The sequence below is a fragment of the Pseudomonas sp. AC172 genome (assembly GCF_979258595.1).
This window is the reverse complement of record NZ_OZ409868.1, coordinates 4,895,817-4,921,910: the sequence shown is the minus strand read 5'-3', so window position 1 is coordinate 4,921,910 and position 26,094 is coordinate 4,895,817. Positions and strand designations below refer to the sequence as shown.

The 26,094-nt window shown below is 60.8% G+C and carries 26 protein-coding genes; 8 read left to right on the top strand and 18 right to left on the bottom strand.

The features are described 5' to 3' along the window. Window positions 1–18 precede the first annotated feature (18 nt). The 10 genes from ACZ0A4_RS22255 to ACZ0A4_RS22210 form a co-directional block, all read right to left on the bottom strand. Complete coding sequence (locus tag ACZ0A4_RS22255; protein WP_127930116.1) at window positions 19–342, bottom strand: DUF3392 domain-containing protein; 324 nt, start codon at window positions 340–342, stop codon at window positions 19–21. A gap of 22 nt (window positions 343–364) precedes the next feature. Next, window positions 365–1,570, bottom strand: coding sequence for a radical SAM family heme chaperone HemW (hemW, locus tag ACZ0A4_RS22250; protein WP_463576387.1), 1,206 nt, complete (start codon window positions 1,568–1,570; stop codon window positions 365–367). Beyond that, window positions 1,567–2,163: an RdgB/HAM1 family non-canonical purine NTP pyrophosphatase gene (gene rdgB, locus ACZ0A4_RS22245; RefSeq protein WP_008083802.1), complete on the bottom strand. Its 597-nt coding sequence runs from the start codon at window positions 2,161–2,163 to the stop codon at window positions 1,567–1,569. The genes hemW and rdgB overlap by 4 nt, the downstream gene beginning before the upstream one ends. Then, on the bottom strand, window positions 2,160–2,594 hold the full coding sequence (locus tag ACZ0A4_RS22240; RefSeq protein ID WP_463576386.1) for a DUF4426 domain-containing protein: 435 nt from the start codon (window positions 2,592–2,594) through the stop codon (window positions 2,160–2,162). The genes rdgB and ACZ0A4_RS22240 overlap by 4 nt, the downstream gene beginning before the upstream one ends. 26 nt (window positions 2,595–2,620) lie before the next feature. Beyond that, window positions 2,621–3,241 carry a methionine biosynthesis protein MetW gene (metW, locus tag ACZ0A4_RS22235; RefSeq protein ID WP_102901332.1) on the bottom strand — a complete coding sequence of 207 codons (621 nt, stop codon included), beginning with the start codon at window positions 3,239–3,241 and terminating at the stop codon, window positions 2,621–2,623. A 7-nt stretch (window positions 3,242–3,248) separates the two neighbouring features. Further along, window positions 3,249–4,388: a homoserine O-succinyltransferase MetX gene (gene metX / locus ACZ0A4_RS22230; protein WP_038358832.1), complete on the bottom strand. Its 1,140-nt coding sequence runs from the start codon at window positions 4,386–4,388 to the stop codon at window positions 3,249–3,251. A gap of 228 nt (window positions 4,389–4,616) precedes the next feature. Next, window positions 4,617–4,913 (bottom strand): DUF167 domain-containing protein, encoded by a 297-nt coding sequence (locus tag ACZ0A4_RS22225; protein ID WP_405122716.1) that lies wholly within the window; start codon window positions 4,911–4,913, stop codon window positions 4,617–4,619. Beyond that, the gene (locus ACZ0A4_RS22220) at window positions 4,910–5,500 is read right to left on the bottom strand and encodes a YggT family protein (protein WP_129395902.1); all 591 of its coding nucleotides are present in this window, start codon (window positions 5,498–5,500) and stop codon (window positions 4,910–4,912) included. Before ACZ0A4_RS22220 ends, ACZ0A4_RS22225 begins: the two co-directional genes overlap by 4 nt. A gap of 10 nt (window positions 5,501–5,510) precedes the next feature. After that, a complete protein-coding gene (gene proC, locus ACZ0A4_RS22215; protein WP_463576385.1) occupies window positions 5,511–6,329 on the bottom strand; it encodes a pyrroline-5-carboxylate reductase in 819 nt (272 codons plus the stop codon). Between the two features lie 23 nt (window positions 6,330–6,352). Beyond that, a complete protein-coding gene (locus ACZ0A4_RS22210; RefSeq protein ID WP_463576384.1) occupies window positions 6,353–7,039 on the bottom strand; it encodes a YggS family pyridoxal phosphate-dependent enzyme in 687 nt (228 codons plus the stop codon). 56 nt (window positions 7,040–7,095) lie between these two features. Here ACZ0A4_RS22210 and ACZ0A4_RS22205 point away from each other — a divergent pair, with 56 nt between their 5' ends. Continuing rightward, window positions 7,096–8,130 (top strand): type IV pilus twitching motility protein PilT, encoded by a 1,035-nt coding sequence (locus tag ACZ0A4_RS22205; RefSeq protein ID WP_007953348.1) that lies wholly within the window; start codon window positions 7,096–7,098, stop codon window positions 8,128–8,130. Window positions 8,131–8,261: 131 nt separating this feature from the next. Here ACZ0A4_RS22205 and ACZ0A4_RS22200 read toward each other — a convergent pair whose 3' ends face one another. After that, complete coding sequence (locus ACZ0A4_RS22200) at window positions 8,262–8,879, bottom strand: C40 family peptidase (RefSeq protein WP_016985978.1); 618 nt, start codon at window positions 8,877–8,879, stop codon at window positions 8,262–8,264. Between the two features lie 248 nt (window positions 8,880–9,127). Here ACZ0A4_RS22200 and ACZ0A4_RS22195 point away from each other — a divergent pair, with 248 nt between their 5' ends. Further along, window positions 9,128–9,559 carry an NINE protein gene (locus ACZ0A4_RS22195; RefSeq protein ID WP_463576383.1) on the top strand — a complete coding sequence of 144 codons (432 nt, stop codon included), beginning with the start codon at window positions 9,128–9,130 and terminating at the stop codon, window positions 9,557–9,559. Window positions 9,560–9,653: 94 nt separating this feature from the next. On the opposite strand, the gene ACZ0A4_RS22190 is transcribed toward ACZ0A4_RS22195, so the two are convergent. From ACZ0A4_RS22190 to gshB, 7 genes are all read right to left on the bottom strand, one after another. Continuing rightward, window positions 9,654–10,925: a dihydroorotase gene (locus ACZ0A4_RS22190; protein WP_463576382.1), complete on the bottom strand. Its 1,272-nt coding sequence runs from the start codon at window positions 10,923–10,925 to the stop codon at window positions 9,654–9,656. After that, window positions 10,922–11,926, bottom strand: a complete 1,005-nt coding sequence (locus ACZ0A4_RS22185) for an aspartate carbamoyltransferase catalytic subunit (RefSeq protein ID WP_007913665.1) — start codon at window positions 11,924–11,926, stop codon at window positions 10,922–10,924. The genes ACZ0A4_RS22190 and ACZ0A4_RS22185 overlap by 4 nt, the downstream gene beginning before the upstream one ends. A gap of 27 nt (window positions 11,927–11,953) precedes the next feature. Further along, on the bottom strand, window positions 11,954–12,460 hold the full coding sequence (gene pyrR, locus ACZ0A4_RS22180) for a bifunctional pyr operon transcriptional regulator/uracil phosphoribosyltransferase PyrR (protein ID WP_463576381.1): 507 nt from the start codon (window positions 12,458–12,460) through the stop codon (window positions 11,954–11,956). 81 nt (window positions 12,461–12,541) lie between these two features. After that, entirely contained in the window at window positions 12,542–12,979 is a 438-nt protein-coding gene (gene ruvX, locus ACZ0A4_RS22175; RefSeq protein ID WP_064589634.1) for a Holliday junction resolvase RuvX, read from the bottom strand. Then, complete coding sequence (locus ACZ0A4_RS22170) at window positions 12,979–13,551, bottom strand: YqgE/AlgH family protein (protein WP_463576380.1); 573 nt, start codon at window positions 13,549–13,551, stop codon at window positions 12,979–12,981. The genes ruvX and ACZ0A4_RS22170 overlap by 1 nt, the downstream gene beginning before the upstream one ends. Before the next feature lie 172 nt (window positions 13,552–13,723). Further along, a complete protein-coding gene (locus ACZ0A4_RS22165) occupies window positions 13,724–14,623 on the bottom strand; it encodes an energy transducer TonB (RefSeq protein WP_038358807.1) in 900 nt (299 codons plus the stop codon). Window positions 14,624–14,730: 107 nt separating this feature from the next. Then, window positions 14,731–15,702, bottom strand: coding sequence for a glutathione synthase (gshB, locus tag ACZ0A4_RS22160; RefSeq protein ID WP_158953390.1), 972 nt, complete (start codon window positions 15,700–15,702; stop codon window positions 14,731–14,733). Window positions 15,703–15,927: 225 nt separating this feature from the next. Here gshB and pilG point away from each other — a divergent pair, with 225 nt between their 5' ends. The 6 genes from pilG to ACZ0A4_RS22130 all read left to right on the top strand — a co-directional run bounded on the left by pilG (window position 15,928) and on the right by ACZ0A4_RS22130 (window position 25,883). Beyond that, window positions 15,928–16,332 carry a twitching motility response regulator PilG gene (gene pilG, locus ACZ0A4_RS22155; protein ID WP_007913673.1) on the top strand — a complete coding sequence of 135 codons (405 nt, stop codon included), beginning with the start codon at window positions 15,928–15,930 and terminating at the stop codon, window positions 16,330–16,332. A gap of 60 nt (window positions 16,333–16,392) precedes the next feature. Continuing rightward, the gene (gene pilH / locus ACZ0A4_RS22150; RefSeq protein WP_007913674.1) at window positions 16,393–16,758 is read left to right on the top strand and encodes a twitching motility response regulator PilH; all 366 of its coding nucleotides are present in this window, start codon (window positions 16,393–16,395) and stop codon (window positions 16,756–16,758) included. 10 nt (window positions 16,759–16,768) lie between these two features. Then, window positions 16,769–17,308, top strand: a complete 540-nt coding sequence (locus ACZ0A4_RS22145; protein WP_064116258.1) for a chemotaxis protein CheW — start codon at window positions 16,769–16,771, stop codon at window positions 17,306–17,308. Between the two features lie 154 nt (window positions 17,309–17,462). After that, window positions 17,463–19,511 carry a methyl-accepting chemotaxis protein gene (locus ACZ0A4_RS22140; protein ID WP_463576379.1) on the top strand — a complete coding sequence of 683 codons (2,049 nt, stop codon included), beginning with the start codon at window positions 17,463–17,465 and terminating at the stop codon, window positions 19,509–19,511. 11 nt (window positions 19,512–19,522) lie between these two features. After that, complete coding sequence (locus tag ACZ0A4_RS22135; RefSeq protein WP_463576378.1) at window positions 19,523–25,420, top strand: hybrid sensor histidine kinase/response regulator; 5,898 nt, start codon at window positions 19,523–19,525, stop codon at window positions 25,418–25,420. Continuing rightward, the gene (locus tag ACZ0A4_RS22130; protein WP_463576377.1) at window positions 25,413–25,883 is read left to right on the top strand and encodes a chemotaxis protein CheW; all 471 of its coding nucleotides are present in this window, start codon (window positions 25,413–25,415) and stop codon (window positions 25,881–25,883) included. Before ACZ0A4_RS22135 ends, ACZ0A4_RS22130 begins: the two co-directional genes overlap by 8 nt. Window positions 25,884–26,094 lie beyond the last annotated feature (211 nt).

The window sequence follows — 26,094 nt, the reverse complement described above, 5'->3', positions numbered from 1 at the left end:
TTTGGGTGTACTGAAAGATCAGCGGCGGTCGGCGACTACGCCGATGAGGACAAGGACTACCAGCAGGACTGGCGCCAGGCTGTAGTTGTTGAACTGGCTCAAACCCTTGATAACCCACGGTGTGGCGTAAATCAGCGCTGCGCCGCTGCCGATCACGCAGAGCAGCGACATCAGCGGCACGCGCAGGGCGCCGGCGATGCTGCCCAGGCGTTGCTCGACCCAGCCTTTGAAGTCGGCGCCGAACAGCACCAGCAGGCAGCCAACCAGCGCCAGGGCGATTTCCGAGAGGTTGCTGCGGCTCCAGCGGGAGACGGTGGCGAGCAGGTCGAGTATCAAATCCATGCGTTTTCCCTTAGCACTGAAATCAGTTCAGAAATTGTTGCAGCAAGTCGTTGAGAAACAGCTGTCCGCGCTCGGTGGCCGCCAGACGTGACGGTTCGACCTGCAACAGACCGCTTTGTTCTGCCGCTGCCCGGCCTTCGGCGAGGCTTTCCAGCGACAGGCCAGTGCGCTCCGGATACAGGCGCGATTCGACGCCTGCAGTCAGGCGCAAGGCGTTCATCAGAAACTCGAACGGCATCTCGTCATTGGTCAGCGCTTTTTCGCCGGCCTGAAAGCTTTTTGCCGGGTTTAGATAGTCCTTCGGCAAACGGGTTTTCCAGGTACGCACGATGCGTCCGTCCGGATGGCTCAGCTTGCCATGCGCACCGGCGCCGATGCCGATGAAGTCGCCGAAGCTCCAGTAATTGAGGTTATGCCGCGCTGGACGACCGGCCTGTGCATAAGCCGAGACTTCATACTGCGCGTAACCGTGTTCAGCCAGCAGCGCTTGCCCGGCCTCTTGAATGTCCCACAGCGTGTCATCTTCCGGCAGCACCGGCGGCTGGTTCCAGAACACTGTGTTCGGCTCCAGTGTCAGCTGATACCAGGAAATGTGCGTCGGATTCAGTGCGATGGCCTGACGCAGATCGCTCAGAGCGTCGTCCAGCGACTGATCGGGCAAACCGTGCATCAAGTCGAGGTTGAAGTTATCGAACCCAGCCTGGCGCGCCATTCCGGCGGCGCGCACCGCTTCATCACCGTTGTGAATCCGGCCCAGCGCCTTGAGTTTTTCCTGCTGGAAGCTCTGGATGCCGATCGACAGGCGATTGATCCCCAGCTTGCGATACGCGACGAACTTCTCTTGCTCGAAGGTCCCGGGGTTGGCTTCCAGAGTGATTTCGATGTCATCGGCAAACGGAATGCGCTGCTGGACGCCTTCGAGCAAACGCCCAAGGGCTTCGGCGCTGAACAGGCTCGGCGTGCCGCCACCGAAGAAGATCGAACTGATTTCCCGGCCATAAACCGCGTGCAGATCCTGATCGAGATCGGCCAGCAAGGCGTCGACATATTCCTGCTCCGGCAACACCGGGCTGGCGGTATGGGAATTGAAGTCGCAATACGGACATTTGCGCACACACCACGGGATGTGGATGTACAGCGCCAGGGGCGGCAGCGTCGGCAGCGGCGCCCGAGGCGAAGAGGCGGCGCCGCCGACAATCAGCGACGACGCGGAAGAGTCACGGGTCATTTCAAGCCCAGACGCTGGCGCAGCAGATCCATTGCACGGGCGCGGTGGCTGATCTGGTTCTTGTCCGCCGGGCTCAGTTCGGCGCTGGACACGTCACGTTCCGGCACCCAGAACAGCGGGTCATAGCCGAAGCCATGCTCGCCACTGGCGGCGGTCAGAATCCGCCCGTGCCACAGTCCTTCGCAGAGGATCGGCAACGGATCGTCAGCGTGACGCACCAACGCCAGCACGCAAACAAACTGCGCGCCGCGCTCGGCTTCCGGCACATCCTTCAGCGCGTCGAGCAGTTTGGCGTTGTTCGCCGCATCGCCCTTGCCGTCGGCATAACGCGCCGAATAGATGCCCGGCGCGCCGCCGAGGAAATCCACCGCCAGACCGGAATCGTCGGCCAGTGCCGGCAACCCGGAAATACGTGCGGCGTTGCGCGCCTTGAGAATGGCGTTCTCGACGAACGACAGGCCGGTTTCTTCCGGCTCGACCTTGCTCCACTCGCCAATCGAGCGCAGTTGCACCGATTCGCCGAGCATGGCTTGAAGTTCTTTGAGTTTGCCGGCGTTATGGCTGGCCAGTACGAGCTGCTTGATGTTCATCATTCGCCGGGAAAGAGTTCTTGGTTGAAATTGATGGTGTTGATCTTGTCGCCGTTCTGCACCTTGATTTCAAAGGTGCGGGTTTCCTGCTGCTCCACCGGGTACTGGGCGATGTAATAGATCGCACCCTGTTCGGTGATCTGGCGGAAATTCAGCGGCACGCTCTGGCTGGTCAGGTCTTTGATCGTGCCGGTGACGCTGGCGATCAACGGTTTGCCGTCCTTGATCACCGAAACATTGATCACGCCCTGATTTTTGCTGCGCACCAGTTCCGCGGCCTTGGCGATGTCCGGCGTCAGAAACGTCGAGTTGAAAGTGTTGTAGTGCACCGTCACGTCGCCAAAGGTTTCCTTGCGTTCACCTTTGATGGCGTCGGCCGCCAGGGCGCCGGCGCTCAGGCAGGCAGTCAATAACAACAACGCTAAACGACCCATGATCGTGCTCCTCGAAATGACGGGATTCAGACCGCGACTTTGTGGTCTGCAAGCTGCGGGCTGCTGACGCGGTAGATACCGATCTCACCTAACAGATTAGGCCATAGCTTACTGGCCCACCCGTGACGGTGCTGTTGATCCACGGCAAGCCGATCAATGACCTTCGCATCACGTTCGCGGCAAAGTTCTTCAAAATCTTCGAAGGTGCAGAAGTGAATGTTCGGCGTGTTGTACCAGGTGTACGGCAGGAACTCGGAAACCGGCATGCGCCCCTTGCTCGCCAGATACCAGCGGCAGCGCCAGTGGCCGAAGTTCGGGAAAGTGATGATGCACTGACGGCCGACCCGGAGCATTTCGTCGAGGATCTTGTCCGGGTAATGCACGGCTTGTAGGGCCTGGGTCATGACGACGACGTCGAAACTGTTGCTGGCAAAGTTGCCCAGCCCCTTGTCCAGATCCTGCTCAATGACGTTGACGCCTTTGGCCACGCACTGGGCGATGTTGTCGGCATCGTTTTCCAGGCCATAACCGGTGACATTCTTGTTGTCGCGCAGCCAGGTCAGCAGCTCGCCGTCACCGCAACCGAGGTCGAGGACGCGGCTGCCGGCGGGGATCCATTCCTGGATGATTTCCAGATCAGCTCTCATGGCTTTCTCACAACGTGATGCGGTTCATGTAATTGCCGAACGCCTGCAAGTAACGCGGGATCGGAATCAGGAAGGCGTCGTGGCCCTGCGGTGCGTCGATTTCCAGATAGCTGACGTCCTTGCGCGCCGCCATCAGCGCATCCACCAGTTCGCGCGAACGCGCCGGGGAGAAGCGCCAGTCAGTGGTGAACGACATCACGCAGAACTTGGCCGTGGCGTTTTCAAAGGTTTTTGCCAGGTTATCGTCGAAGTTCGCCGCGGGATCGAAGTAATCCAGCGCCTTGGTCATCAACAGATAGGTGTTGGCGTCGAAGCGTCCGGAGAACTCTTCGCCCTGATAACGCAGGTAGCTTTCGACCTGAAACTCGACACTGTGGAAGTCGTAGTTAAGCTTTTCGCTCTTCAGGCCACGGCCGAATTTCTCGCCCATCGAATCGTCGGACAGGTAAGTGATGTGCCCGACCATGCGCGCCAGCATCAAGCCGCGCTTGGGAATCACGCCGGCTTCCTGGAACGAGCCGCCGTGGAATTCCGGATCCGTGAGGATCGCCTGGCGCGCGACTTCGTTGAAGGCGATGTTCTGCGCCGACAGCTTCGGTGCCGAGGCGATGGCCAGACAATGACGCACGCGATCGGGGTAGGTGATGGTCCATTGCAGCGCCTGCATGCCGCCGAGGCTGCCGCCAATCACCGCCGCCCACTGGCCGATGCCGAGCAGATCAGCGAGACGCGCCTGGCTGTGCACCCAGTCTTCCACGGTCAGCACCGGGAAGTCGGCGCCAAACGGTTTGCCAGTCTCGGGGTTGACGCTGCTCGGGCCGGTGGAGCCGTTGCAGCCGCCCAGATTATTCAGGCTGACCACGAAGAACTTGTTGGTGTCGATCGGTTTGCCGGGGCCGATGCAGCTGTCCCACCAACCGGGTTTGCGGTCGTCGACGCTGTGGTAGCCGGCGGCGTGATGGTGGCCGGACAAGGCGTGGCAAATCAGCACAGCGTTGCTCGCTTGCGCGTTCAGCGTGCCGTAGGTTTCGTAGATCAGGTCATAGGCGGCCAGCGAACGGCCACAGGCCAGCGCCAGCGGTTCGCTGAAGTGCGCGGTTTGCGGCGTCACCAGACCAACAGAATCGGGGGGAAAGGCAGTTGGCATCGACCCTGCTCTCGTTGAAATGAGGCGTAAGTCTAAAGACCGGGGGGGTTAGCGGCAAGCAGCCCTCACCCTAACCCTCTCCCAGAGGTAGAGGGGACTGACCGAGGTGTTCTTTTGAGCTACACCGACCTGATATTTCCAGGCTGAACTCAGGTTCCGAAAACACCCTGGATCGGCTCCCTCTCCAGGGGAAGAGGGCTGGGGTGAGGGGCACAGACACCACAACACTCAAGACAAGCGCCCAACCAACCCCGGCAAATCCGGCAACTTCTTCGGCGAGCAAATCTTCACCCGCTTCTGCCGGTTCAACTCACCACTGAGCAAACTGACCTGGCTCTTGGACACCCCAAACGCCTTGGCCAGAAAGCCCATCAGACAAGCATTGGCCTTGCCCTCGACCGGCGGCGCAGTCAGACGAATCTTCAAACGATCGCCGTGCAGCCCGGCGAAGTCATCGCTACGGGCTGCCGGTTGCAGGTGACACTCGAGGATCAAGTCGTCACCGTCCCAACGGAACCAGCTCACATCAGCAAGCGCAGAATTTCCGGCATCATCGTCATCGCCGCCAGATTGTTGATCACCAGCATGTCGATCAGCTTCAGCGCGAGGAAGGCGAAGATCGGCGACAGATCCAGGCCGCCGAGGTTTGGCAGGATTTTGCGGAACGGCGCCAGCGCCGGCTCGCAGATCTGGTTGACCAGCTCAGCGCCCGGGTTGTGGCTGCCCGGCGCGACCCACGACAGAATCACGCTGATGATCAGGGCGAAGAAGAAGATCTTCAGGAACAGCGCGGTCACGCCAATGATCGACCAGATGAACAGTTGCAGCGGGTTACCGGTGGTGCCGTAAGTCAGCAGCAGGGTCAGCGCCATCAGCGCCAGCTGCACCAGAATCGCCAGAACCAGCGACGACATGTCGAGGCCGAACAGGCTCGGGATGATTCGACGCAGCGGCTTGAGCAGTGGCTGGGTCGCTTTGACGATGAACTGGCACAGCGGGTTGTAGAAGTTCGCCCGCACCAATTGCAGCACGAAACGCAGCAGCACGATCAGCAGGTACAGGCTGCCGAGGGTTTGCAGCACGTAAACCGCTGCAGTGTTCAATCCAATCATGTAAGGCTCCTTATTTGCCCAGTTGTTCGGCCATTTCGGCCGAGCGGTGCGCGGCGGCGCCGAGTGCGGTTTCGACCAGGGCTTCGAAGCCATTGGCTTGGAATGATTTGATCGCGGCTTCGGTGGTGCCATTTGGCGAGGTCACACGGCGGCGCAGTTCGGCGGCGTCAACGTCGCTGGACACCGCCATATGCGCAGCGCCAAGCGCCGTTTGCAGAGTCAGTTGCTCGGCGATGTCCTTGGGCAAGCCAAGTTTGACGCCGGCGGCGGTCATGGCTTCGATCAACAGGAAGAAGTACGCCGGGCCGGAGCCGGACACAGCGGTCACCGCATCCAGTTGCTGCTCTTCGTTCAGCCACAGGGCGATGCCGACGGCGGACAGCAGCTCTTCGGCTTGCTGACGCTGTTCGGCGGTCACTTCGCTGGTCGCGTAAAGGCCGCTGACGCCCTGACGCAGCAGCGCAGGGGTGTTGGGCATGCAGCGCACAATCGGCTGCTCGCCAAGCCACGCGGTCATGCTGGCGCAAGTGATGCCCGCCGCGATGGAGACCACCAGTTGATTCGGTTTCAGGCTCGGGCGAATCGCTTCGCACACGGTTTTCATCGCCTGAGGTTTGACCGCCAGGACGATCACATCGACGCCGTCGATGGCCTGGGCGTTGTCGGCGAAAGTTTCGATGCCGTGCTCGGCGCTGACCTTGGTGCGGGTTTCTTCACCCGGGTCGCTGGCGCGGATCTGTGCGGCTTCCAGCCCCTTGGCGCGCAGGCCGCCGATCAGACTGGCCGCCATGTTGCCCGCACCGATAAACGCAATACGTGTGTTGCTCATGTGTGGTCCTTATCTGGAAACGTTCAAGACTGGGAATAATCTCTGGCACCAAACAGGGCGGTACCAATCCGCACCCAAGTGGCGCCTTGGGCAATGGCCGACTCAAGGTCGTGGCTCATGCCCATGGACAGTGTGTCGAGCGGCAGATCGAGGCTCGCCTGCAGCTTCTGCACGGCGGCGAAGGCTGCGTCTTGCTCGGCGCGGTCGTCGGTCGGTTCGGGAATCGCCATCAAGCCGCGCAGTTTCAGGCGCGGTAACGCGTTGATGGCCTCGGCCAATGCCGGCAGGTCTGCCGGGGTGCAACCGGATTTGCTGGCTTCACCGCTGACGTTGACCTGAATGCAGATGTTCAGCGGCGGCAGTTCGGCCGGGCGCTGTTCGGACAGACGTTGAGCGATTTTCAGGCGATCCACGGAGTGCACCCAGTCGAAGTGCTCGGCAATCGCCCGAGTCTTGTTCGATTGAATGGGGCCGATGAAGTGCCAGATCAAGGGCAGGTCGGCCAGTTCGAGCTGTTTGCCCAAAGCTTCCTGCAAGTAATTCTCGCCAAAGTCACGCAGGCCGGCGGCATACGCTTCGCGCAGGGCCTCGGCGGGTTTGGTTTTGCTCACGGCGAGCAACTGAACGCTGTTTTCGTCGCGGTTCGCAGCTTTGGCTGCTGCCTGGATGCGCGAACCAACCTGAAGAATGTTGTCTGCTATCGTGGACATCAAGAGGCGCCGGCGGTCTGAAGGTTCGCGGCATTCTACTGGAATTGAGGAGCGCTATGGATATCACTGAACTGCTGGCCTTCAGCGCCAAACAGGGAGCTTCCGACCTGCACCTGTCGGCCGGTCTGCCGCCGATGATCCGCGTCGATGGCGATGTGCGGCGGATCAATCTGCCGGCGCTGGATCACAAGCAAGTGCACGAACTGATCTACGACATCATGAACGACACCCAGCGCGTCGACTTCGAGAAACATCTGGAAACCGACTTTTCATTCGAAGTGCCGGGTGTCGCGCGTTTTCGGGTCAACGCCTTCAACCAGAACCGTGGCGCCGGGGCGGTGTTTCGTACCATTCCGTCGAAAGTGTTGAGCATGGAAGACCTGGCCATGGGCGATGTCTTTCGCAAGATCACCGACGCCCCACGCGGGCTGGTGCTGGTCACCGGGCCGACCGGTTCGGGCAAGTCGACCACGCTGGCAGCGATGATCGATTACCTCAATACCCATCGTCATCACCATATCCTGACCATTGAAGATCCGATCGAATTTGTTCACGAATCGCGCAAATGCCTGATCAATCAGCGTGAAGTTCACCGTGATACGCGCAGTTTCGCCACCGCTTTGCGTTCAGCGTTGCGCGAAGACCCGGATGTGATTCTGGTTGGCGAAATGCGCGATCTGGAAACCATCCGCTTGGCGCTGACTGCTGCCGAAACCGGGCACTTGGTATTCGGCACGTTGCACACGACCTCGGCGGCGAAAACCATCGACCGTGTGGTCGACGTGTTTCCCGGTGACGAGAAGTCGATGGTCCGCTCGATGCTGTCGGAGTCGTTGCTGGCGGTGGTTTCGCAGACGCTGATCAAAAAGATCGGCGGCGGGCGGGTGGCGGCGCACGAAATCATGCTGGGCACGTCGGCGATCCGTAACCTGATCCGCGAGGACAAGGTGGCGCAGATGTATTCGGCGATTCAGACGGGTGGGTCGTTGGGCATGCAGACACTGGACATGTGCCTGAAGGATCTGGTGACCAAGGGTTTGATCAGCCGCGAGCATGCGCGGGAGAAGGCGCGAACGCCGGACAATTTCTGAGGGGGAGTTGTGTTGCTATTACCTGCCTCTTCGCGAGCAGGCCGCTCCCACATTGGAATGCATTTCCATGTGGGAGCGAGCCTGCTCGCGAAGGGGCCAGTACTGCTTGAGCAGATTCCGGATCAGTCAGCTTAGCGCTGAACCACGCGCATCTGGCTCTGTTCTTTCGGCAACACACGCTTGGCCACCACGTAATGCTGCTGCCAGTACGGTTTGTTCAGCGTATCGATGCTCACCGCTTTGCCACGACGTGGCGCGTGGATGAAGCGGTCGTTACCCAGGTAGATGGCAACGTGGTTGACCCGACGGCTCTTGATGTTGAAGAAAATCAGGTCGCCCGGCTTCAGATCCTTGCGCTCGACCTTCTCGCCGTGACCGCTGGCCATGGCATTCGAGGTACGTGGCAGGTCGAACGTGGCGTCGTTGAACGCGTATTTCACCAGACCGCTGCAATCGAAGCCTTTACTTGGGCTGCTGCCGCCCCAACGATAAGGTGTACCGAGGACGTTCACAGCACGGCTCAGCACATTGCTGCTTTCCTTGCTCGCCATCGGTGGCACCAGCTTGCTGTGGCTCTTGCTGCTCAGCGTGGTGGTTTTGCTTTTACTGCTTTTGCTCGAAGGAGCCGAAGCATGGGATTTAGGGGTGAAGCCGTTAACGTTGGGAAGACGTTGCTCACGATTGGTGGCGTGGGCGGCCAGTGGCATTAATAGGCAGATGGTTAGCCATGTCTTGAAAAATGGTCGCATTAGGCGTGGCTCTTCAGTGATAGCGCGCAACTTTATAACAGAGTTTTTTTTCATTCCGAGTCCGTTGGTCGATTCAGTTGGCAGCCAACGGAACCAAATAAGCGGCAAATGGACGCAATTGTCGGACAGAAGTCAGGTGCTATAAGGCTTTGACGGTAGCAACGGTAACATTTGCCGTACGTCGGCTACCTGTAAAAAAGTCACAAAGAATTCAAGAATATTTATCTATCGCGTGAATCGAGGTCTTCATGAACCCCTATCAACAAATTGGTCAGCCGCAAGATACGCACAGCAAAATCATCGGTTATCTGCTGTGGATTTTCGGTTTTACCGGCGCTCACCGCTTCTATTACGGCAAACCGGTGACCGGGACGATCTGGTTTTTCACCTTCGGTTTGCTTGGCATTGGCTGGCTGATCGACCTGTTCTTGATCCCGGCAATGGATCGCGAAGCGGATCTGCGTTTTACCGCCGGGCCGATCGAGTACAACGTGGCGTGGATTCTGCTGACGTTCCTTGGCGCGCTGGGTGTGCACCGGATGTACCAAGGGAAATGGATCAGCGGCCTGATCTATCTGCTGACAGGGGGCTTGTTCTTTCTTGGCGTGCTGTATGACTTCTGGACGCTGAATGATCAGGTCTCGGTGCGTAACGCCCAGAACAGAGGCGCTTTCCAGTAAGTCTTCGCGAGCAAGCTCGCTCCCACAGGGGATTTGTGTCGTTCACAGATCCAATGTGGGAGCGAGCTTGCTCGCGAATGGGGGCGACGCGGTATCAAGCCTGGTGACTGATTCGCCCATCCACCAGCGTGTAGCGAACCACACCCGGCAAAGTGTGCCCAATGAACGGGCAGTTCTCACCCTTCGACAACCAGTTTTCACCGGCCACCGTCGACGCCTGCGGATCGAACAGCACGATATCCGCCGCCCCACCCACCGCCAGTTTGCCTGCCGGCAGACGCAGTGCTTCAGCCGGGCCAGCGCTCAGGCGCGCCAGCAAGGTCGGCAGATCCAGCAAGCCATCCTCAACCAGCGTCATCGCCAGCGGAAGCAACAGCTCAACACTGCTGATGCCCGGCTCTGTCGCGCCGAACGGCGCCAGTTTGGCATCGCGCTCGTGCGGCTGGTGATGGCTGGAGATCGCGGACACTACACCGGACTTCACCGCCGCACGCAGGCCATCGCGGTCAGCACGCGTACGCAGCGGTGGTTGCACGTGATACAGACTGCTGAAGTCGATCAATGCTTCATCGGTCAGAATCAGCTGATACAGCGCGACATCCGCCGTCACCTGCAAGCCACGGGCCTGCGCCTGAGCGATCAGGGCAACGCCGCGGGCGCTGGTCAACTGGCTGAAGTGCGCACGCACGCCGGTCTGCTCGACCAGCAACAGATCCCGGGCCAGGGCCACGGTTTCAGCGGTTTCCGGAATCCCAGGCAAGCCGAGGAAACTGGCAACTGCGCCTTCATGGGCCAGACCACCCTCGGCCAGATCATGATCCTGCGAGTTGAAAATCACCGTTAGATCAAACGTCGCCGCGTATTCCAGTGCCCGGCACAGCGTGCGGGTGTTGCGGAAACTCTCCAGACCGTTGCCGAACGCCACGCAACCAGCGTCACGCAGTGCCACCAACTCAGCCAGTTGCTCGCCGTCCAGACCTTTGCTCAGTGCGCCGATCGGGAACACCTTGGTGTTGCCGGCCTCGCGGGCGCGGTCGAGGATCAGCTCGGCCACGGCGGAGGTGTCGAGCACCGGTTTGGTTTTCGGCGGGCAGCACAGGCTGGTCACACCGCCGGCAGCGGCGGCGCGGGTTTCGCTGATGATCGAGCCTTTGCGGCTGTAACCCGGCTCGCGCAGGGCCACGTTCAGATCGACCAGGCCCGGAGCGGCGACGAGGCCTTGGGCATCAATGGTTTCCACTGCCGTAAAACCCGCTGGAGCGGCGCCAAGGGCGACGATCTTGCAGGCTTCAACGTGAATGTCGGTGACTTGATCCAGGCCGCTGCTTGGATCGATGACGCGTGCGCCGAGAATGCTGAGCTTCACTGGGCGTTCTCCTGCTCGAATTGACGCTGCGCGGTTTGGCCGCTCATGGCCATGGACAACACGGCCATACGAATTGCGATGCCGTAGGTGACCTGATTGAGGATCACCGAGTGCGGGCCGTCGGCCACTGCGGACTCGATCTCCACCCCGCGGTTGATCGGCCCCGGGTGCATGACGATGCAATCGGGTTTGGCCCCGGCCAGACGTGCGGTGGTCAGGCCGAACAGGCGGTAGAACTCGCCTTCGCTCGGCAGCAGGCCGCCGGTCATGCGTTCACGCTGCAGGCGCAACATGATCACCACGTCGACGTCTTTCAGGCCTTCGGTCATGTCGGTGTAAACCTTCACGCCGTATTGCTCGATGCCGATCGGCAGCAGGGTTTTCGGCGCGATCACGCGGATGTCCGGGCAACCGAGGGTCTTCAGCGCGAGCATGTTCGAGCGTGCGACCCGTGAGTGCAGGATGTCGCCAACGATGGCCACCGAGAGGTTTTCGAAGCCGCCCTTGTGCCGACGGATGGTGAGCATGTCGAGCATGCCCTGCGTCGGGTGCGCGTGACGGCCGTCGCCGCCGTTGATGATCGCCACTTGCGGGCAGACATGCTCGGCGATGAAGTGCGCAGCGCCAGAATCACCGTGGCGCACGACGAACATGTCGGCGGCCATGGCTTCGAGGTTGCGCAGGGTGTCGAGCAGCGTTTCGCCCTTGCTTGCCGACGAGGTCGACACGTTCAGGGTGATCACGTCCGCCGACAGCCGTTGGGCCGCCAGTTCGAAAGTGGTGCGGGTGCGCGTGGAGTTTTCGAAGAACACGTTGCACACGGTCTTGCCGCGCAGCAACGGGACTTTCTTCACCGCCCGGGCACCGACTTCGAGGAACGAGTCGGCAGTGTCGAGGATTTCCGTCAGCAACTCGCGGCGCAGGCCGTCGAGCGAGAGGAAGTGGCGCAGCTGGCCCTGATCATTGAGCTGCAGCGGGCGCTTGGTATCTAGAGGCGTCATCGCGAGGGGGACTCTCAATAGGGCGGATTAAAGGTTGAAGTCTTGCAGTTCGAGCGTCAGCGGCTCGGGGCCGGACAGCTTCACCCGTTCGTGAGCGGCCAGCGACAGCGTCGCGCCAACCACGTTGGGGCGGATCGGCAGCTCGCCGGCATCCAGGTCCAGCAGGCAGACCAGGGTCACGCTGGCCGGGCGGCCGTAGTCGAACAATTCGTTCATGGCGGCGCGGATGGTGCGACCGCTCATCAGTACGTCGTCGATCAGCACCAGATGCTGGCCTTCGATATCGAAGGGCAGGGCGGACGGGCGCACTTGCGGGTGCAGGCCGTTCTGGCTGAAGTCGTCGCGGTAGAAGGACACATCCAGCGTGCCCAGTGGCGCGTCGCAGCCCAATTCCTTGAGCAAGGCCTGCGCGACCCAGATGCCGCCAGTGCGAATGCCGATGTAACGCGGTTCAGTGATGTCACGCTGGGCAAGGTGCGCCTTGAGGCGGGTCGCCATCTGGCTGATCAGATCGGCGGGATTTGGCAGGCTCATGGTAGCTCCTTGTTGGGGGCGAGTCGGCGTCCTTGGACGCGGCTCGGTTTTTCACTCAAAAGAAAAGCGCCGAAGCGCTTGTCAGGATTCAAACAATGCAGTGTTTTCATCGAGCCAGCCCTGCAACAGCAGAGCGGCGGCGATGGCGTCCACCGGGTTGTCGCGGTAACTGCCTTTTTGGCCGCCACGGGCCAGGCGCTCGCCCTTGGCTTCAAAGGTGGTCAGGCGTTCGTCGTGGGTATAGAAGGGCAGGTTGAAGCGGCCATTGAGGCGGCGGGCGAATTTTTCCGCACGTACGCACATGTCGCTCGGTGTGCCGTCCATGTTCAACGGCAGGCCAACGACCACAGCGTCGGGTTTCCATTCTTTTATAAGGGCTTCGACCTGGTTCCAGTCCGGCACGCCGTTCTGTGCCTTCAAGGTGCACAGCTCACGGGCCTGGCCGGTAATCACCTGGCCGACCGCGACGCCGATCTGTTTGGTGCCGTAGTCGAAGCCGAGAATCAGGCGCAGGGCCATCAGGCGTGACCTGCCTGGCTGGTCAGCAAGCTGAGGTTGATCCCCAAATGCCTGGCCGCCGCTTCCAGACGCAGTTCGCTGCTGGTGTTGAACAGGATGTCGGCGTCGTACGGGCAGTTCAGCCAGGCGTTGTCGGCGAGTTCTGCTTCCAGTTGGCCGGCTTCCCAACCGGCGTAACCGAGGGCAATCAGGCTTTTCGCCGGGCCGACGCCGTCCGCGATGGCGAACAGCACGTCCTGCGAAGTCGACAGCGAGAGATCGCCGTCCAGTTGCGCGGTGGCCTGGAAGGTCTTGCCCGCCGGATGCAGGACAAAACCGCGATCAGTCTGCACCGGGCCGCCGATGAAGATTGGTACATGCTGGCACAGTGCTGGCGGGTCGATGTCCGGTCGCAGTTGCTCGAGAATGTCGGCCAGATTCAGCTCTTGCGGCCGGTTGACCACAATCCCCATAGCGCCATTGGCCGTGTGCTCGACGATGTAGGTCAAGGTGTGGGCAAAGTTCGGGTCGGCCATGTGTGGCATGGCGATCAGGAATTGATGCTTGAGGTAGCTGGGGATGACGTTTTTCATGTGCGCTAGTGTGGCGTTCGGGGGGCAAACTGACAAGCTGGAGATGCAGGTGACACACCGATCCAATGTGGGAGCGAGCCTGCTCGCGAAAGCGGTGTGTCATTCAATATTGATGTAGCTGATCCACCGCATTCGCGAGCAGGCTCGCTCCCACAGGGGGAATGCGGTGTATTCAGTTGCTCGAGAGCTTGTCGCCCCGGGCGAATTTCCAGGTACGGATGATTTCCAGTCGGTCGATATCCGACAAGTCCCCGGTAAACGGGGCAAACGGTGCCGCCAGTCGGACGATACGCTGCGCCGCCTGATCCAGCAGCGGCTGGCCGGAAGACTCCAGCACCAGCACTTCATACAGCGAACCGTCGCGGTTGATCGAGACCATCAGGCGCAAATTGCCGTAGATCTGCTTGCGCCGTGCTTCTTCCGGGTAATTGAGGTTGCCGATGCGTTCGACCTTCTTGCGCCAGTCATCCTTGTACCAGGCGCCCTTATCGCGCATGGTCGACGCCGCGCTCAAGCGGTGAATACGCGGGCGTTTGGCGTACAGCTGTTGTTCCTTGGCCAGTTCGGCTTCGAGGCTGGCGATGTCGCTGGACAGCTGCGAGCTGTCGAATTCTGGCGCGTCGACTGTCGGTTTGACTTCGGTTTTGCTTTCTTCTTTCTTGGTCGGCGCTTTTTTCGGCTTCGGCGCGACGGTAGTCACCGCAGCCTTGGGCGCAGCCTCCTGCACTTCTGGTTTGGCGGCCGGTGGCGGCGTAACTTTTTTGACCTGATTGTCCTGGAATGGCGCCACTTCAGTGGTTTTGGGGATCGCCTTCTTGTCCAGCGTGCCGCTGCCTTCCTGATGCTCTTGGGCGAGGAAGTCAGCCTTCTCCGGCTTCTTTTCGCTCTTGAAGGTGGCGAGAGTGATTTCCAGGGTTTTGCTGATTTGCTTGGGCTCGACCATCGTGAAGCCGACGCCAAGCAGCAGCGCCAAATGGATCAGCGCTGCGAGAAACAGGGTAAAACCGAGGCGATCGGCCGGGCGCACGCCACGGTGGGCGAGTTCTGCGGGCAGATCGGACGGGAGGGTCATGACAAGAAAACCAACATCGCGTTTTTCAGAGGCTGCGCATGATAACGCAATGTTGGTTTCACGCCTTGGGCTTCACGCTTCAAGCGACAGACTGCATGTGACGTGCATCAAGCTTGTGGCAATTTGCCGGCGGCTTGCAGCTTCTTGGCGATGGCATCCATGAGCATGCCGCCAATGTCAGTGCCGAAGGCATTATCGATTTCACGGATGCAGGTCGGGCTGGTGACGTTGATTTCGGTGAGGCTTTCGCCGATTACATCGAGACCAACGAACAGCAGACCTTTCTCACGCAGGGTCGGACCGACTTGAGCAGCGATCCAGCGATCCTTGTCGGTCAGCGGACGCGCTTCACCACGACCACCGGCGGCGAGGTTGCCACGGGTTTCGCCGAGTGCCGGAATCCGCGCCAGGCAGTAATCCACCGGCTCGCCGTCGATCATCAGGATGCGCTTGTCGCCATCGACGATGGCCGGCAGGTAGCCCTGAATCATGATCTGCTGCTTGCCGTGCAAGGTCAGGGTTTCGAGAATCACCGAGAGGTTCGGGTGGCCGGCGGTGTGGCGGAATATCGACGAACCGCCCATGCCGTCCAGCGGCTTGAGGATCACGTCGCCGTGATGGTCGGCGAATTCACGCAGCACGTCCGGGCGACGGCTGACGATGGTCGGCGGCGTGCACTGCGGGAACAGCGTGGCGAACAGCTTTTCATTGCAGTCGCGCAGGCTCTGCGGCTTGTTCACCACCAGCACGCCAGCGGTTTCGGCCTGTTCGAGCAGGTAGGTGGAGTAGACGAACTCCATGTCGAACGGCGGATCCTTGCGCATCAGGATCACGTCCAGATCGCTCAGCAGGTTGTCCTGCTCGGCGTCCAGTTCGAACCATTTTTCCGGGTTGGCGAAGACTTTCAGCGGCTTCATGCGCCCCCGTGCCTGGCCTTCGGCCTGATACAGGTCGCTCTGCTCCATATAGAACAGTTCCCAGCCGCGCTTCTGCGCGGCCAGCAGCATGGCCAGCGAGCTATCCTTTTTATAGGAGATGCTGGCGATAGGGTCCATGACAATCCCGACGCGAACGCTCATTGGGTTTTCCTCGAAAATTGGCTACCGGATCGGTATTGAAAAAGTGCCGCCAGAGTGGCGCCGGGCGGGTTTTCGGTCAAGGAAAAACCCGTCGATAGATTGCATCTGGAGACTGTGCTAAAAAGGCTGCCAAGCGGTGCTGGCCCTTGAACATCAAGGGTTTCCAGCCATTACTCATCGCAAAACGGACAATTTGATTCGCAAAGGCGACGGTAGAGCCCTCTTATGGAACAGCAGTCCAGCGCCTTGAAGGTCATGGTGATCGACGACTCGAAAACGATTCGTCGCACCGCCGAAACATTGTTGAAGAATGTCGGTTGCGAAGTGATCACGGCGATCGACGGTTTCGACGCCTTGGCGAAGATCGCCGACAACCATCCCGGGATCATTTTTGTCGACATCATGATGCCGCGTCTGGATGGTTATCAGACCTGCGCTTTAATCAAGAACAACAGTGCGTTCAAAGCGACGCCGGTGATCATGCTGTCATCACGCGACGGGCTGTTCGACAAAGCCAAGGGGCGGATTGTCGGTTCCGATCAATTTTTGACCAAGCCTTTCAGCAAGGAAGAACTGCTCAACGCGATCCAGGCCCATGTACCGGGCTTCGCCGCCGTTTTGCCGCAGTAAGACACGTACAGAGACACTCGGTCAGCGGGCCGGGGGTCGACAAGAAAAATGGGGAAAACCATGGCACGTATCCTGATCGTCGATGATTCGCCGACTGAAATGTACAAACTCACCGGCATGCTCGAAAAGCACGGCCATGAAGTGCTCAAGGCCGAAAACGGCGCCGACGGCGTGGCCCTGGCCCGTCAGGAAAAACCTGACGCGGTGCTGATGGACATCGTCATGCCCGGCCTCAACGGTTTTCAGGCGACCCGCCAGTTGACCAAGGATGCCGACACCAGCCACATCCCGGTGATCATCATCACCACCAAGGATCAGGAAACCGACAAGGTCTGGGGCACTCGTCAGGGCGCCAAGGACTACCTGACCAAACCGGTCGACGAAGACACCCTGATCAAGACCCTGAACAACGTGCTCAAAGGCTGATCGCGCGACCATGAGCGAATCGCTGACCGCGTTCGAACTGCTCTGGCAGATCGACCAGCGCTGCCGCTTGCTGGCGGCAGACTTGCCGTCGCAACCGGCGCGCCAGGATCGCTGGAGCGGCATCGGCTTTCGCCTCGGCGAGCATTGGTATGTGGCGCCGATGGGCGAAGTCAGCGAAGTGCTGCACGAACCGCGCTTCACTCAATTGCCCGGGGTCAAACCGTGGGTCAAAGGCGTGGCTAACCTGCGCGGGCGGCTGTTGCCGATCATGGATCTGTGCGGCTTCTTCGGCCATGAACTGTCGCCGTTGCGTAAACAGCGGCGGGTGTTGGTGGTGGAACACGGGGATGTGTTTGCCGGGTTGATGGTCGATGAGGTCATTGGCTTGCAGCACTTTGAGCAGGACAGCTTTGAACCGCTTTCGATCAGCAAGCGCCAGGGCTCCAAGGCCGAGTTCGTCAAAGGCTATTTCCGCCGTGAGCAGAACTGGCGGGTGTTCAGCCTGTTTGCCCTGGCGAAATCCCCGGTGTTCATGAGCGTGGCGATATAACAGATTCAACACCGTCCCCTGTGGGAGCGAGCCTGCTCGCGAAGAGGGCGTGTCAGGCAAGATAAATATTGGCTGACCCAGCGCTTTCGCGAGCAGGCTCGCTCCCACAGGGATTGCAGCAGGCCTCAAAGGTGTGGGTTTAGGGCGAGGACCGATGACAAAAGCAAAAACAGGCAAGCCGGCGGAAGGCTCGCGCAGTCGCTCGCAGATCATCGTGCTGTTCATCGCACTGATCGTGTTCATCATGCTGCTGTTCGCCAACTTCGCTTATCTCAACACCCAGGCGAACTACGACAAGCAGTACATCGGCCACGCCGGTGAACTGCGCGTGCTCTCGCAACGCATCGCCAAGAACGCCACCGAAGCCGCCGCCGGCAAGGCTGCCGCGTTCAAGTTGCTCAGCGATGCGCGCAACGATTTCGCCCAGCGCTGGGGTTATCTGAAGAAGGGCGATCCGGCCACCGGCCTGCCGCCGGCACCCGCCACCGTGCGCCCGGAAATGCGCGCTGTGCAGCTGGATTGGGAGCGCCTGCTTAAAAACACTGACGCCATTCTCTCCAGCGAACAGACCGTGCTGTCGCTGCATCAGGTCGCCGCAACCCTGGCCGAAACCGTGCCGCAGTTGCAGATCGAATACGAAAAAGTCGTCGAAATCCTCCTCCAGCGTGGCGCCCCGGCCGCGCAAGTAGCGATGGCCCAGCGTCAGTCGTTGCTGGCCGAGCGCATCCTCGGCGCGGTCAACACCGTGCTCGCCGGCGACGAAAACTCCCAGCAAGCCGCCGATGCTTTTGGCCGCGACGCCACCCGTTTCGGCCAAGTGCTCAACGGCATGCTCCAAGGCAACCCGACCCTGAAAATCAGCCAGGTCGAAGACCGCGACGCCCGTGCCCGTTTGAGTGAGATTTCCGAGCTGTTCCAGTTTGTCTCCGGCTCCGTCGATGAAATCCTCGAAACCTCGCCAGAGCTGTTCAAGGTCCGGGAATCGGCGAGCAACATTTTCAGCCTCTCGCAAACCCTGCTCGACGAAGCCTCGCACCTGGCCACTCGCTTTGAGAACCTTGCCGGCGGGCGCAACACCGACACCATCGGCGGCTACGTTCTGGGTTTGCTGGCGCTGGCCTCGATCATCCTCATCGGTCTGGTCATGGTCCGCGAGACCAATCGTCAGTTGCGCGAAACCGCCGAGAAGAACGAGCGTAACCAGAACGCGATCATGCGCCTGCTCGACGAAATCGAAGACCTCGCCGACGGCGACCTCACCGTAACCGCCTCGGTGACCGAAGACTTCACCGGCACCATCGCCGACTCGATCAACTACTCCGTCGACCAATTGCGCGATCTGGTCGCGACCATCAACCTCACTGCCGGCCAGGTCGCCGCTGCGGTGCAGGAAACCCAGGCCACCGCGATGCATTTGGCCCAGGCCTCCGAGCATCAGGCCCAGCAGATTTCCGAAGCCTCGACCGCCATCAGCGACATGGCCCAGTCCATCGATCAGGTCTCGGCCAACGCCGCCGAGTCTTCAGCGGTAGCCGAGCGTTCCGTGGAAATCGCCAACAAGGGTAACGAGGTGGTGCACAACACCATCCACGGCATGGACAACATTCGCGAACAGATTCAGGACACCGCCAAACGCATCAAGCGTCTGGGCGAGTCGTCGCAGGAAATCGGTGACATCGTCAGCCTGATCGACGACATCGCTGACCAGACCAACATCCTCGCCCTCAACGCCGCGATTCAGGCGTCGATGGCTGGTGATGCCGGGCGCGGTTTTGCAGTGGTCGCCGACGAAGTTCAGCGCCTCGCCGAGCGCTCGTCCGCCGCCACCCGCCAGATCGAAACCCTGGTGCGGGCGATTCAGACCGACACCAACGAAGCCGTGATCTCGATGGAACAGACCACCACCGAAGTGGTACGCGGCGCGCGACTGGCGCAGGATGCCGGTGTGGCCCTGGAAGAAATCGAAGGCGTGTCGAAGACCCTCGCGGCGCTGATCCAAAGCATCTCCAACGCGGCGCAGCAGCAGACGTCCTCGGCCGGGCAGATTTCCCTTACGATGAACGTGATCCAGCAGATCACTTCGCAGACGTCGTCCGGCTCCACGGCCACTGCGGAAAGCATCGGTAACCTGGCGAAAATGGCCAGTCAGTTGCGGCGTTCGGTGTCCGGATTCACCTTGCCGGCGGCGACAGATAAAGCGTGAGTGGAGTGGTTATGGGTGATCGGCACGACTATGTGGCCCTCGAATGGGTCAAAGGCGAAATTGCCGAAACGCTGAGGCAGGCGCATCAGGCGATTGAAGCCGTGCTCGACGATCCGCAGGCCTTCCCGGGGCTGGACGAGTGCCTGGCCTATATCCATCAGGTCCACGGCAGCCTGCAGATGGTCGAGTTCTACGGCGCCGCTTTGCTTGCCGAAGAAATGGAACATCTGGTCGAAGCCTTGCAGCACGAGCGCGTCAGCCATCGCGACGAAGCGCTGCACTTGTTGCTGCAAGCCCTTGGGCAACTGCCGATCTACCTCGACCGCGTGCAGAGCGCCCGCCGTGATTTGCCGCTGGTGGTGTTGCCGCTGATCAACGATCTGCGCAGCGCTCGGGGCGAAAGCCTGCTCTCGGAAACCAGCCTGTTCAGCCCGCAACTGCCCGAGCTACTGCCCTTGAGCGCTGATACGCTAGCGCTGCTCGAACCGGCAGAGCTGCCGAACGTCCTGCGTAAGTTGCGCCAGATGCTGCAAATGGCTTTGGTCGGTTTGCTGCGCGAACAGGATGACCAGACGCATCTCGACTATCTGGCGAAAGTCTTCACCCGCCTCGAAGCGCTGAGCGGTGATTCGCCGCTCAGCCCGTTGTGGCAAGTCGCCTCGGCGCTGATCGAAGGCATGCGCGAGGGCGTGATCGCCAACAGCCCGGCACTGCGCAGCCTGTTCAAGGATGCCGACAAAGAACTCAAACGCCTGCTCGATCAGGGCATGACCGGGCTCAATCAACTGGCGCCGGCGGAGTTGCTGAAAAGCCTGTTGTTCTATATTGCCAAAGCCGAACATCCCACCGGGCAGATGCTGACCATGAAAGATCGCTACTCCCTGGACGACGCGTTGCCCGACAGCGCGATGGTCGATGAAGAACGCGCGCGCCTGGCCGGCCCCGACCGCGATGCGATGCGCTCGGTGCTGGCGGCACTGTGTGAAGAACTGGTGCGGGTCAAGGAACGCCTCGACCTGTTCGTGCGCAGCGACCGCCAGCACACCTCGGATCTGGAGAGCCTGCTCGCACCGCTGCGGCAAATCGCCGACACCCTCGCCGTGCTCGGTTTCGGCCAGCCGCGCAAAGTCATCATCGATCAATTGGCCGTGGTGCTCAGCCTCGCCCAGGGCCAGCGCGAACCGAACGACGCGATCCTCATGGACGTTGCCGGTGCGCTGCTCTACGTCGAGGCGACGCTGGCCGGCATGGTCGGCACCGTCGAGCCGGAAAGCCCGGAAGACGCGCGCTTGCCGACCACCGACCTGACGCAGATCCATCAGATCGTGATCAAGGAAGCACATATCTGCCTGCAACAGGCCAAGGACATGATCGTCGACTACATCGACGCCGATTGGGATCGCCAGCACCTGCAACCGTTGCCGGCGCTGCTGACCCAGGTGCGCGGGGCGCTGGCGATGATTCCGTTGAACCGGGCGGCGAGTCTGGTCGAAGCCTGCAACGGTTTTATCCGCGAACATCTGCTGCTTGATCCGCACGAGCCGGGTTGGGAACAACTCGATCATCTGGCCGATGTCATCAGCAGCCTCGAGTATTACCTCGAGCGCCTGAGCGACGACCCGCAGGCACCGGGCGAACAATTGCTGGATGTCGCGCAGAAGTCCCTCGCCAGCCTCGGTTTCTTCCCGAATGAGCCGCACGTTCCCGTCCTCGAAGACGTGCTCAGCCCCAGCGAAGCGCTGGTGATGCAGGACATGCAGGCGCTCGACGATCCGGAAACCGTACAGTCGCTGGCCGATGTTCTGGCCAGCCCGGTGTCAGCGGTCAACCCGCCTGCACTGATTACACCCGGCAGCCTGATACCGCCGCCTGCTGATGAAGAACCGGTCGACGATGAACTGCGCGAAGTGTTCCTCGAAGAGACCGACGAGGTTCTCGAAGTTCTCCACGAATACCTGCCGCGCTGGATCGCCAATTCGCAGGATCGTGATGCGCTGACCGAACTGCGCCGCGCCTTTCACACCCTCAAGGGCAGCGGTCGTATGGTCCGCGCGCTGATCCTCGGGGAGCTGGCGTGGTCGGTGGAAAACCTGCTCAACCGTGTGCTCGAACAAAGCGTCGAGCCCGGTTCGGTGGTTCAGCAACTGCTCACCGACACGGTGCTGTTGCTGCCGGAACTGATCAATGAATTCGCCACGAACAGCCAACGTCAGCGCAGCGATGTCGACCAACTCGCGGCCCGTGCTCACGCCTTGGCCAAGGGTGACGAACTGCTGGCTGCCGAAGACGTCGACGATGTCGCGGCGCTCGATCCGCTGTTGCTGGAAATCTTCCGCAAAGAAGCCGAAACCCACCTCGCCAGCCTCAACCGCTTCCTCGACCAAGCCGCCGAACACGTGCCGTTGCAGGCCAGCGATGAATTGCAGCGCGCCTTGCATACGCTCAAGGGCAGTGCCTCGATGGCCGGTGTGTTGCCGATTGCCGAACTGGCCGCGCCGCTCGATCAACTGGCCCGCGAGTTCAAGGCGCACCAGTTGCCGCTGGACCTCGACGAAGTGGAATTGCTGCTTGAAGCCGAGGGTCTGTTCCGCGTCGGTCTGCGTCAGCTCAAGCATGATCCGCTGGCGCCGATTGTCGGTGCGCAGTCGCTGATCAAACGCTCGGAAACCCTGCTTGCCGAGCGTCTGGCGTCGATCCTCGATGCGCCCAATACCGGCCTGCGGATCAAACGTGATCCGCAACTGATCAACAACTTCCTTGCTCAAGGCATGGACATTCTCCTCGACGCCGAAAACCTCTTGCAGCGTTGGCAGCAACACCCCGGCGAGCGTCAGGAACTCAGCGCCTTGCTGGATGAACTGACCACCCTCGGCGAAGGCGCGCACATGGCCGATCTGCTGCCGGTCGATGTGTTGTGCGAGGCCTTGCTCGATCTTTACGGCGCCGTCGAGGAAAGCAGTCTGGCGGTCAGCGAGCGTTTTTTTCACGAAGCGCAAAATGCCCATGAAGCGCTGATCAACATGCTCGACGAACTGGCTGCCGGCCAGGAAGTCACGCCGCAGCCTGAGCGAATCCGCGCGTTGCATGATCTGCTTGATGAAAGCCTCGACCCGTCGTCGATGGGCCTGATTCGCAGCGATGGCAGCCGCACCCTGAGCATCCGTGAACTGGGCAGCGCCACCGCTGAGTTGCAGCAAAAGGCAACGGCGCTTGAACCCGATGACGAGATTGTCGAGATATTCCTTGAAGAGGCGGTCGACATTCTCGACAGCTCAGGACAAGCCCTGCAGCGCTGGCTGAGCGACCCCGATAACGTTGCGCCACTGTCCTCGTTGCAACGCGATCTGCATACGCTCAAGGGTGGCGCGCGGATGGCCGAAGTCGAGGCGATTGGCGATCTGGCTCAAGAGCTGGAAAGCCTTTACGAAGGTCTGGTCGATCGTCGCTACCACTACAGCGAAAGCCTGGGGCGCTTGCTGCTCAAGAGCCATGACCGCTTGGCGTTGCTGCTTGATCAGTTGCAAAACCATCAGCCTCTGACTCCGGCGCAGGATCTGATCGAAGCGATCCGACAGGTACGTCAGGGCCACAGCGTCGCCGAAGCGCCGCCAGCAAAAACCGATCACGACAGCGCTGGCCACGATCCCGAGCTGCTGGAAATCTTCCTCGAAGAAGGTTTCGACATCATCGAAAACTCCGGCGCCGCGCTGCTGCGCTGGCAGGTCGAGCCGGGCAATCGCCAGGAAGTGGAAACCCTGCTGCGTGACCTCCACACCCTCAAGGGCGGCGCGCGGATGGTCGAGATCGGCCCGATCGGCGACCTCGCGCATGAGCTGGAATACCTTTACGAAAGTCTTTCCAGCGGCGTTTTGCAGCCGTCGGCGGAGCTGTTCGCACTGGTGCAGCGCGGGCATGATCGCTTGGCGCAAATGCTCGATGGCGTGCGCGCGGGCCAGCCGTGTCCACCGGCCGATCGGCTGATCAATGCGATCCAGAATTTCAGCCACCCGGTGGCGATAGAAACACCGCCCGCGCTGCCTGCGCCGGTCAAGAATGAAGCGGCACCGCCGGCTGCCGACGCTGGCGCGGACATGGTCAAAGTCTCCGCCGAACTGCTCGACGAGCTGGTCAATCTGGCCGGGGAAACCTCGATCTTCCGTGGCCGTATCGAACAGCAAGTCAACGACGCACAGATCGCGCTGAACGAGATGGAAACCACCATCGAGCGCATGCGCGATCAGTTGCGCCGGCTCGACACCGAAACTCAGGGGCGGATTCTCAGTCGTCAGCAAGTCGATGCCGAACGCCTCGGCTACGAAGAGTTCGACCCGCTGGAAATGGACCGCCATTCGCAGTTGCAGCAGCTGTCGCGCGCGCTGTTCGAATCGGCCTCCGACTTGCTCGATCTCAAGGAAACCCTCGACCGTCGTAATCACGACGCCGAGAACCTGTTGCAGCAACAGGGCCGCATCAACACCGAATTGCAGGAAGGCCTGATGCGTACGCGTATGGTGCCGTTCGAGCGCATGTTGCCGCGCCTCAAACGCATCGTCCGTCAGGTCGCCGAAGAGCTGAACAAAGACGTCGCCTTCGTCGTCGGCAACGCTGAAGGCGAGATGGATCGCAACGTGCTGGAACGCATGGCCGCGCCGCTGGAACACATGCTGCGCAACGCCGTCGACCATGGTCTGGAGTCCGCCGAGGTGCGGCTGGCAGCGGGTAAACCGGCGCAAGGGCAGATCAGCCTCGATCTGTCCCGCGAGGGCGGCGACATCGTTTTCGACATTCGCGACGACGGTGCCGGGGTGCCTCTGGAAGCGGTGCGCAAGAAGGCGATCAAACGCGGCATGCTCGCGCCGGACGCCGAAATCAGCGACCGCGACGTGTTGCAGTTCATCCTTCAGCCGGGGTTTTCCACGGCGGAAAAGATCACGCAGATTTCCGGGCGCGGCGTCGGCATGGACGTGGTGCACGAAGAGGTGCGGCAGCTCGGCGGCAGCATGAGCATCGATTCGGTGCCGGGGCAGGGCGTGCATTTCCGTATTCGGCTGCCGTTCACCGTATCGGTCAACCGTGCGTTGATGGTGCAGTGTGGCGAGGATCAATACGCGATTCCGCTGAACACCATCGAAGGCATCGTTCGCGTGTTGCCGAATGATCTGGAAGGGCACTTCCGGGTTGATCCGCCGCGTTACCAGTACGGCGGCCAGACCTATGAGCTGTGCTATCTCGGCGAACTGCTGAAAACCGCGCCACGACCGAAACTGCTGGGGCAGAACCTGCCGTTGCCGGTGCTGCTGGTGCATTACAACGACCGGCGCATCGCCGTGCAGGTCGACACCATGGCCGGTACCCGCGAGATCGTGGTCAAGAGCCTCGGCGCGCAATTCGCGGCGGTGCAGGGCGTGTCCGGGGCGACGATTCTCGGCGATGGCCGGGTGGTGCTGATTCTCGATTTGCTCGCGCCGATCCGCGCGATGCAGGCACGGGTTGCGCAGACACCGACGCTGCCGGAGATCGACAGCGAACCGCACAAACCGCTGCTGGTGATGGTGGTCGACGACTCGGTCACCGTGCGCAAGGTTACCAGCCGTTTGCTCGAACGCCACGGTATGAACGTGCTGACCGCCAAGGACGGCGTCGATGCAATGCTGCTGCTCGAAGAACACATGCCCGACCTGATGCTGCTCGACATCGAAATGCCGCGCATGGACGGCTTCGAAGTCGCCACCCAGGTGCGCAACGACGAACGCCTGCAACACCTGCCGATCATCATGATCACCTCACGCACCGGGCAGAAACACCGCGACCGCGCCATGGCCATCGGCGTCAACGACTACCTCGGCAAGCCGTATCAAGAGTCGGTGCTGCTTGAAAGCATTGCCCAGTGGAGCAAGAAACATGCATGAGCGCCGGCATAATCAACGCAGCAGCCAACTGACCGGGTTGCTGCTGCCGCTGGCGGATCGCAATCTGATCCTGCCTAACGTCGCCGTGGCCGAGCTGATCGACTATCAGGCCAGCGCCTTCGATCTGGACACGCCGCCGTGGTATCTGGGGCGGGTGAAGTGGCGTGAGCGGCAGATTCCGCTGCTGAGTTTCGAGTCGGCGTGCGGGCAGAAAATCGTCATTGGCGAGCGCGCGCGGATCGTGATTTTGAATGCGCTGGGCGGGTTGCCGGAGCTGAAGTTCATTGCGCTGCTGGTGCAGGGGATTCCGCGGTCGTACAAGCTTGATAGTCAGTTGAGTTATGTCGACGTGCCGTTGTGCTCGCTGGAGCAGGCGGCGGTGCAGGTGGGGGAGCAGGTGGCGAAGGTGCCGGATTTGTTGGGGCTGGAGCAGTTGTTGGTGGATGCTGGCCTAGTCCATTGATCCAGATTTCGTGGTGCTCTGACAGGCCCCATCGCTGGCAAGCCAGCTCCCACAGGTTTTTGTGTGGTTCACAGAATTCGAATACAACTCGGACACTGTGGGAGCTGGCTTGCCAGCGATGGGGCCAGTAGCATCAGCAAATTCTTACAGGCAAATCCTCAATTTCTGCAGCGCAATAAACACCCTTTAGCACAGCTGTTTAAAGACACCC